Genomic DNA, 6,220 nt, shown 5'->3' with positions numbered 1-6,220 from the left:
CCCGCCGCTCGCTCGCGGAAGGCGAGGCCGCGCTCCTGGGCGAGGAGGAGCGCGGCCCGCGCCGGCGGAGGCGGCAGAGACGGGGGAGGGTGCCGGCCGGGGTGGCGGCGGTCGCCGTGGCGGCGGCCGTCGCGCTGGGGGTCCTCGCGCTCGACGCCCGTCGTGACCTCGGCGACCTCACCGCCCGGAACGCGGAGCTGGCCGCCGTCCTGGCTGCGCCCGACGCCGAGACGGTACGCCACCCGGCGACCTCCGGCGGCACCGGCACGGTCGTGATCTCCCGGGCGATGGGACGGATGGTGTTCGCCTCGTCGGGCCTGCCCGAACTGCCGGTCGGCCGCACGTACGAGCTGTGGCTGATGGGGCCGGACGGCCCGCGCCCGGGCGGCCTCCTCGGCGAGGGCGGGGCCGAGGACGAGACCACCACCCCCGTGGTGCTCCCCGCCGGGCCCGGTGACGGTCACGTGGCCCTCACGGTCGAGCCCGCCGGCGGCTCGGACAGCCCCACGACCCCGCCTGTCCTCCTGGCGGCGCTCCCGGACGCCTGACCGCGTCCGCCACGTTCCGAGAAGCATGCGCTCTTGTCGGTCCTGCATTCTTGTATAACAATCGCCGGAGACCTCTCTCGGGGGTCGTCGACCGACGGAAAGGTGTCACGATGGGAACACGTGCGACGGAAGCGGCCGATGAGTCACGGACGGCGCGCCACGACTGGCCGGTAGCCGCGACGCGCTGGACGCAGCTCACCCTGGCCGAGGACGACCCGCTCCACTTCGACGTGGACTTCTGGACCGGACTGATGCGCGACAGCAGGTCCAACGCCGTGTGCGTCAGCGCCGGCGGTTACATCGCCTACTACCCGACGCGCGTTCCGTACCACTACCGCAGCAGGCACCTCGGCGACGGCGACCCCTTCGGGGCGCTCGTGGAGGCGGCCCGCGGGCTCGGCATGCACGTGATGGCACGGGTGGACCCGCACGCCATGCACGCCGACGCGGCGCAGGCCCACCCGGAGTGGCTGGCGCGCGACGCGGAAGGGCGCCCGGTCGAGCACTGGGCGTATCCCGGGATCTGGCTGAGCTGCGCGTTCACCGGCTACCACCGGGAGTTCGTCACCGAGGTGGCTCGCGAGATCGTGCGGGAGTACGACGTGGACGCGATCTTCGCCAACCGCTGGGAGGGCTACGCGGGGATCTCCTACAGCGAGGACGCGCGCCGGTCCTTCCGCGACGAGACGGGGCTCGACCTGCCGCTGAAGGAGAACGACTTCACCGACCCCGCCTGGCCGGCCTACGTCGCGTGGCGGCGGCGCAAGCTGAGCGAGCTGGTCGCCCTGTGGGACGGCGCGGTCAGGGACCTGCGGCCGCACTCCCGGTTCATCCCCAACCTGGGCAGCCTCGCGGCCCGCGACCTCGACCGCGACCTGATCCGCAGGCACTATCCGCTGTTCGTCGTCGACAAGCAGGGCCGCTCGGGCATCCAGCCGCCGTGGTTCGCCGGCCGGGTCGCCAAGCGCAGCCGGGCCCTGTTCCCCGATCGGCCGGTGGTGCTCATCACCTCGGTCGGTCCTGAGCACAAGTACCGCTGGAAGGACTCGGTGGCGCCGCCCGAGGAGACCAAGACCTGGATCGTGGACGGCTTCGCCCAGGGCGCCCGCCCCTGGTTCACCAAGTTCAACGCCACGGTCTCCGACCCGCGCTGGGTGCCGGCCGTCGTGGAGGCGTTCAACCTGCACGCCGACCTTGAGCCGGTCCTGTCGGGGATGGAGATCACCGCCGAGGTCGCGCTGCTCGATCCCAACAGGACCGACCGGCCGCCGACCGGCTCGGGCGCCGCCGCGTTCGCCGACGAGGACGGCTTCTACCAGGCGCTGGTCGAGGCGCGCATCCCGTTCGAGCTGATCGCCGACCAGGCTCTGACGCCGGAGCGGCTGCGCCGCCACAAGGTGCTGGTCCTCGCGAACGCCGACCGGCTGAGCGACGAGCAGTGCCAGGTGATCCGCGCGTACGTCGCCTCCGGCGGCGGGCTGGTGGCCGCGCACGAGTCGTCCCTCTACGACGAGAACGGCGAGCGGCGGCCGAACTTCGGTCTCGCCGACGTCTTCGGCACCGACCTGCTCACGCCCGCCCGCGGCCCGGTGAAGAACAACTACATCAGCCTCATGGACGAGCACCCGGTCAACGCGGGCTTCGGCGGGGCCACCCGGATCATCGGCGGCACCCGCCTGCTCGGGGTGCGGGCGCGCGAGGGCGCCCGCGTGCCGTTCCGCTTCGTCCCCGACTTCCCCGACCTGCCGATGGAGGAGGTGTACGTCCGGCAGGCGCCCGACCTGCCGGCCGTCGTCGTACGGCAGGCGCCGGGCGGGGGCCGCGTCGTCCACCTTCCCTTCGACATCGGCTCGATCTTCTGGGAGGCGCTCCAGGCCGACCACGGACGCCTGATCGGCAACGCCGTCCTGTGGGCGCTCGGCGACGAGCCCGAGACGACCGTCCGCGGGCCCGGCCTGGTGGACGTCGCCGTCCGCCGTGACGACGGCGGGATCGCCGTCACCCTCGTCAACCTGAGCAACCCGATGGCCATGCGCGGTGCCATCAGGGAGACGCTCCCGCTGCCCGCGCAGACCGTCACGGTGCGGCTGCCCGAGGGCGCGCGTGACGTCGCGGCGCGGCTGCTGGTCGCCGGCACCGAGGTCAAGGTGACGACCGACGGCGGGCACGCCGAGGTTTTGGTGCCCGACCTGGGGCTCGTCGAGGTCGTGCACGTCTCGTGGGGCCACTCGTGACGCGCGTCTGGTGGCGGGAGCCGTTCCGGACGTTCCAGACAAACCTTCGCGAGGTGGACGCCGGTCTGGACGTCGAGCGGGTGCTCGACCACATCCAGGGCTTCGGCGCGGACACCTGGCTGCTCAGCGTCGGCGGCATCCTGTCGAACTATCCGACGGACCTGGACTTCCAGACGCGTAACCCCGCCCTCGCCGCGCGCCCGTCGGGCGACCTGGTCGGCGACGCCGTGGCGGCGGCGCGCCGGCGCGGTGTGCGGGTGCTGGCCCGCATGGACTTCTCCAAGATCGACCGCCGTCGCGCGGAGCGGCACCCGGAGTGGTGTTTCGTGGACGCCGCCGGCCGGGCGCAGATCTACAACGGCCTGACCAGCGTCTGCCCCAGCGGGGACTACTACCAGGTCAAGCTGTTCGAGGTGCTCGCCGAGGTCCTCGACCGCTACGAGGTGGACGGCTTCTTCCTGAACTGGATGTCGTACAACGAGATCGACTACAGCCGCAGGTACTGGGGCGTGTGCCAGTGCCTGGCGTGCGCCCGCGCGTTCGGGGACGCCCTGCCCACCGGGCCCGACTCGCCCGCCTACCCGCGGTGGCAGCGCTTCGCGCGGGAGAGACTGGAGGACCTCAACGCGCGCGTCCGGGCGGCGATCGCCGCCCGGCGGCCGTCGGCGGCCCTGATCCTCGGCGAGCACGCCGACATCGTCTTCCACGAGGCCAACAACGCCGTCGGCCGGCCGCTGTGGCACCACCGCACCAGCGAGCACGTCAGCGCCGCCAAGTCCTACCGGCCGGATGTCCCGGTGCTGGTCAACGCGGTCGGGTTCGTGGACATGCCGTACCGGCTGGCGGGGGAGGAGCCGCACCACTTCGCGCAGTACCTGGTGCAGGCCATCTCCCGTGGCGCGATCCCGTCCACCTACATCATGGGCACGCCCGACGACAGCGCGTACGAGTGCCTGGAGGTCGCCGGGCGGATCACGCGCTTCCACCGGGACCACGCCGAGGTCTACCGGGACCTCGCGTCCGAGGCGGCGACGCTGCTGGTGCGGCCCGACCCGCTCAAGCTCCGGGGCGAGCGCCTGGCGGCGGCGACGGCGGAGTTCCAGGGGCTCTACCTGGCGCTGCTGGAGCGGCACATCCCCTTCGACGTGCTGCCGGAGGACAAGCTCGGCGTCACTCGGACGGCGCGATACCGGCTCGTGGTCCTGCCCGACCTCGGCCCGCTCTCCGCCGGGGCGGTGGCGGCGCTCGACGGTCATGCCGCGGCGGGCGGAGTCGTGCTGGCGACCGGCTCGTCCGGGTTCGACGCGGACGCCGTACAACTGCGGTGCCTGCCGGTCGCCAGACGCCTGTCCAGCCGCGACTCGGAGGAGGCGACCCGTTCGCTGCACCTTCGCGACGCGCCCGCTCCCGGCCGGCCCTGGGGTTTCCCGGTGTCGGTGGTCGGCGCGTTCCACGTGGTGGAGCCGCGTCCGGGAGCCGAGACCGGGCTCTTCGCGCTGTCGCGGGCGCCGTACGGACCGCCGGAGAAGTGCCACGGACACGACGAGCTGGACCATCCCGGCTGGGTGTGCGCCGCCCATGGCGAAGGCGTGGGCGCGGTGCTGCCGTGGACGGTCGGCAGGGGCTACCGGGAGGCCGGCCTCAGCGCGCACCGCGACCACTTCGCGGACCGCGCGCTACGGGCGGCCGGCCGCGGCATCGAGGTGGAGACGGACCTGCCCGAGCAGGTCGAGATCGTCGTCGGCCGCTCGGCCGCCGGGCGTGTGATCCACCTGCTGAACCGTTCGGGGGACGCCTCCCAGCGGTTCACTCGCCCGCTGCCGATCCCGCAGTCGTGGCTGACCCTGCCGTGGGCGGGGGAGGGCTGGTCCGTCCGGGCGCTGCGCGCGGACCGCCCGCTCACCACCGAGAGCGGGCCGGGCGGCACCCGGGTCCGGCTGCCCGAGCTCGGGCTGTTCGAGGTGCTCGTCGTCACGCGGTAGATCCGCTGTGGAATTGTCAGGCAAGTATTCACGATCTATTGACTGTCAGGTCAGGCAAATGAACACTAAAGCTTCACCGGGATGCCGCACTGCGGCGGCCCGCCCACTGTGAGCGACGACGGGAGAGGCAGTGATGAACGAAGTCGATCGCCGGGGGTTCCTCAAGCTGGCGCTGGCGGGCGCGGCCGCCGTCGGCCTGGCCGGATGCGGCGGCGGCGACGGTGCGGCGGGCGGGGCCACCTCGCTGCGCTACGCCTGGTGGGGCAACAACGTCCGTCAGCAGAACTACACGAAGGCCCTCAAGGAGTTCAGCGCCAAGAACCCCGGCATCCAGGTCGAGCCGGAGTTCGCCGAGTACGAGGCGTTCCAGGAGCGGATGACCACCCAGATGGCAGCCAGGGACGTCGCCGACATCTTCTGGATCGCCTCGGCGCAGGTGATGACGTACGCCAAGAACAACCTCTACCGCGACCTCCAGGGCATCTCCACGCTCGACCTGGCGGCCTACGACAGCACCGCCCTGGAGTCCTTCAAGCTCGACGGCAAGCTGAACACCATGCCGTTCGGCATCTTCGTCCCGGTCATCCGCTGGAACCAGTCGTTCGCCGAGGAGGACGGCGTCGAGCTGCCCTCCGGCGAGGGCGAGTGGACCTGGGACGCGTGGGCGGAGCTGCTCGTCGACTACACCAAGGACAACCCCAAGGGGCGCAAGGGATCGCCGTACGAGGCGGACGCCGACCTGCCGTTCGAGGCGTGGCTGCGGCAGCGCGGTGAGCAGTTGTGGACCCAGGACGGCCGTATCGGCTTCACCGTGGACGGCGTCAGCAGCTGGTTCGACTGGTGGGAGAAGCTGCTCAAGGCCGGCGCCGTCCTGACGCTCAGCGAGCAGGAGGGGATGAGCCCCGACTGGTCCCTGGTCGGCGAGAAGGTGCTGGGCAAGGTCGCCAACTCCAACCACATCATCGACGACGCCAAGATGTTCCCCGACCACACCTTCAAGGAGCGGGCCGTGCCGATCGCGCCCGGGGCGCAGGCGGGCCACAAGTTCCTCTACTACCCGCGGATGGCGATCTACCAGGGCATCGACGCGGACAAGGTCGAGGCCGCCGGCAAGCTCATCGACTACAACACCAACACCGTCGAGATGCTCAAGGTCGTCGGCCTGACGATGGGCGCGCCGGTCAACCCGGAGGTGCTCAAGCAGTCGTACGACTTCGCCAGTGCGGACGAGACGGAGATGCTCAAGGTGGTGCAGGCCGACCAGGAGGCCGAGCGGCGGCCGCGCTACGAGGCGCCGCCCGGCACGAACACCTGGCGCACCGCCATGGCCCGGGTGGCCGAGGAGATCGCCCTCGGCAGGACCACCGTCCGCGCCGGGTCGGCCAGGTTCATCGAAGAGGTCCAGGCCGGCATCGATCGGGCCAAGTGACGCGCGCCGCGCCCGAGCAGCTCAACC

Annotated in this window: 4 protein-coding genes; all 4 read left to right on the top strand. The window is 71.9% G+C overall.

The features are described from left to right. On the top strand, nucleotides 1–548 hold a 548-nt coding region (locus E1286_RS28855), incomplete at its 5' end, for an anti-sigma factor (protein WP_132617422.1). A 110-nt stretch (nucleotides 549–658) separates the two neighbouring features. Continuing rightward, nucleotides 659–2,782 carry an alpha-amylase family protein gene (locus tag E1286_RS28850; RefSeq protein WP_132617420.1) on the top strand — a complete coding sequence of 708 codons (2,124 nt, stop codon included), beginning with the start codon at nucleotides 659–661 and terminating at the stop codon, nucleotides 2,780–2,782. After that, nucleotides 2,779–4,764: an alpha-amylase family protein gene (locus E1286_RS28845; protein ID WP_132617418.1), complete on the top strand. Its 1,986-nt coding sequence runs from the start codon at nucleotides 2,779–2,781 to the stop codon at nucleotides 4,762–4,764. The genes E1286_RS28850 and E1286_RS28845 overlap by 4 nt, the downstream gene beginning before the upstream one ends. Before the next feature lie 133 nt (nucleotides 4,765–4,897). Further along, nucleotides 4,898–6,193 carry an ABC transporter substrate-binding protein gene (locus E1286_RS28840; RefSeq protein WP_132617416.1) on the top strand — a complete coding sequence of 432 codons (1,296 nt, stop codon included), beginning with the start codon at nucleotides 4,898–4,900 and terminating at the stop codon, nucleotides 6,191–6,193. Nucleotides 6,194–6,220: the final 27 nt, after the last annotated feature.

Source organism: Nonomuraea terrae (assembly GCF_004348995.1).
GTDB lineage: Bacteria > Actinomycetota > Actinomycetes > Streptosporangiales > Streptosporangiaceae > Nonomuraea > Nonomuraea terrae.
The sequence above is the reverse complement of the archived record's forward strand: the minus strand, read 5'-3'. Positions and strand labels throughout refer to the sequence as shown.

Coding starts and splice junctions, on each gene's coding strand:
- E1286_RS28850 (WP_132617420.1), top strand. CDS start 659: ATGGGAACACGTGCGACGGAAGCGGCCGATGAGTCACGGACGGCGCGC.
- E1286_RS28840 (WP_132617416.1), top strand. CDS start 4,898: ATGAACGAAGTCGATCGCCGGGGGTTCCTCAAGCTGGCGCTGGCGGGC.